This is a genomic window from Anaerobiospirillum sp. NML120449, from assembly GCF_023051105.1.
Lineage (GTDB): Bacteria > Pseudomonadota > Gammaproteobacteria > Enterobacterales > Succinivibrionaceae > Anaerobiospirillum.
In genome coordinates this window covers 1-2,191 of sequence record NZ_JALKIL010000093.1, presented here as the reverse complement: position 1 = coordinate 2,191, position 2,191 = coordinate 1, and the positions used below count along the sequence as shown (strand labels likewise).

At 43.6% G+C, this 2,191-nt stretch carries 1 protein-coding gene; it reads left to right on the top strand.

Annotated features, from left to right (window positions below):
- Positions 1–348: 348 nt before the first annotated feature.
- Entirely contained in the window at positions 349–1,911 is a 1,563-nt protein-coding gene (locus tag MXE41_RS12905) for a hypothetical protein (protein ID WP_247100875.1), read from the top strand.
- Positions 1,912–2,191: the final 280 nt, after the last annotated feature.

Sequence of the window (2,191 nt, the reverse complement as noted above, 5' to 3'; positions counted from 1 at the left end):
CATGTAGACCGACAATTTGATTAGTCTGTTTAAAAACAAACCATCAATGCCATAGATTTAAATTTATATAAGAAATTGAGGGAGGATAAAATAGTGTAGTTTTATAGGCAGGGATCTTTGCAGCCAGCTGCTGATGAGCATTGGCTAAAGATTGACATTGAAAGGCCGATTTATATTAAGAGTTGCCCGTCTTAAAGGCTTGGGCAACACAAACAAAAAAAAGGCCTACATTATATGTCAAAATCCAAGAACAAGCACCATAAAAATAAACTTAGCCCCCAGAAAAGAGCACGGAAACGAGCTTCTCGCCGTGCTGAATGTCACAGACATTTCATTCCGAGCGGATGTATGTTGTTAAACGCAGCAAATATCTACTCCTTATATGGGAAAGTGCCTGAGATTACCCGCCTTTTTGCCTCTGAGCTAATCCAAAAGCTTCTCTATGAAAACGGTTACGAGCCTAAGGAGTACCGTAAGTCATTATGGCAGACCATGTCATTCTTTATACTTTCTCTAGTGTTTGCAGCGCTGGCAGGCCGCGCCTCCATTGCGCATATGTACTTTGAATATCAAAATGTATGTGCCATGGCAGGAGTAAGACCTGCGTCCCAGCGAACTGTAGAACGCAGTATGGAGCAAGCAGAGTCAATTTCAGCTGCTATGGAAGTTCTGACCAATAAATTCATCAATGTCTATAAAAAGTTGGTCGATGATCTCGATGGCATAACCATTGGCGAAGCTATTTCTCAGGTGGTTAAGAAACTGGGAAATATCGACAAAATACGACTCAATGATGGATGTGAGTTCAGGATTGCACGTGAGGTCAATGAAGGTGACTGCAAAGGTACTGTAGCTGCTGGACGCAAAATTCATGCATCAATGAGCCTTGAATCCAACTCCTTCGACCTCTTAAGTATTGGCGGAGCTACTTCCAATGAGCGTGAAGCTTTTGTAGCTAACACTGAGTCACAGCAGGGAGGCTGTACTCTTGATCTTCTGGATGCCGGCTATAACTGTGACAAGGTAAAACGGAGCATCAATGACCGAGGCGACAAGTTTATCATCAAGGGAAAAAACAGCTCAAATCCTTTGGTTGTGAAAATCACCAGGTACGAAGCCCGCGCCGACTCCATGGGTAACTACAAAATAGTACCAGGCGGTTCAGATGTAGACCTTACATCTCCTACCAAACTTAAGGAACTGCTAAAGATCAGGAAAGTGGTTCCTTATGAGGTTATCAATGGCATTATTGTTGGCTATTGCTACGACCTGCTGTTATCAGATGGTTTCAGACTTATCTTGATATACAACCCTAATAACAAGGGGTTCAAGACCAGTAACAGCGCAAGCTGCTGGGTCTTCCTTGATACCAGTCTTTCCGATGTTTTCGACCTTCTGGCTGTTGCCAGTCTTTACCGACTGAGGTGGCAGATTGAAATCATGTTTCTTTCGCACAAGAGTCTTGGCGCAATCGGCAGCGGTCCCGACTCAAACAGGCACACTGGCGATATCTTTGTTTATGCGACCATGATCGCTCACTTGCTCAAGCTTTATATGGCCTACAAATCCACTAATGACCACCTTATCAGGACGGCGCATAAAGAGGTCTTCTCCGAGTCATGCAGCGAATCATCCCCAACAGGTGAAAGAGCAGACATTATGAAAGTGTCGATGCAGAAAGCAGCTGCCCATCTCGGATGTCCAGTTTATATCTGGCTCCTGTGTGTTCTTAACAGGGCTGATATGGTTACAGAGAAAACTATATATCAGCAAACAGAAGCCATCAGTGAGGCCGTTGCTTCTGCCGTGTGCTATAGCCGAGTATCCGCAGATATCATGGCCTCTGGCAAGTCGATTTTCGCAACCATGAAGGTGCTGGACCAATGTATTGGCCATGCTGATACAGGCTAATGCAGCATCTTGCCTAGCTTTATCAACTGAATGATCATAACTGAGGTGTTGCCACGGTTAGGCCCTCTACGCCTTGGATTTATCCGAGTTCAATGTTCTATTGTGTTGATATAAATGTATCGATGATTGTTATGGTCTGTCTTGCACATTCAAGCATAAAGTGTGAACTCGATCACCTGCAAAGGATAATATAGTGTAGTTTTATTCCAATTCAAATTAATCGATGACAGCAGAATTATGTGCTGTTTTTTCTTAAGGACCGAATTGTCGGTCTACATGT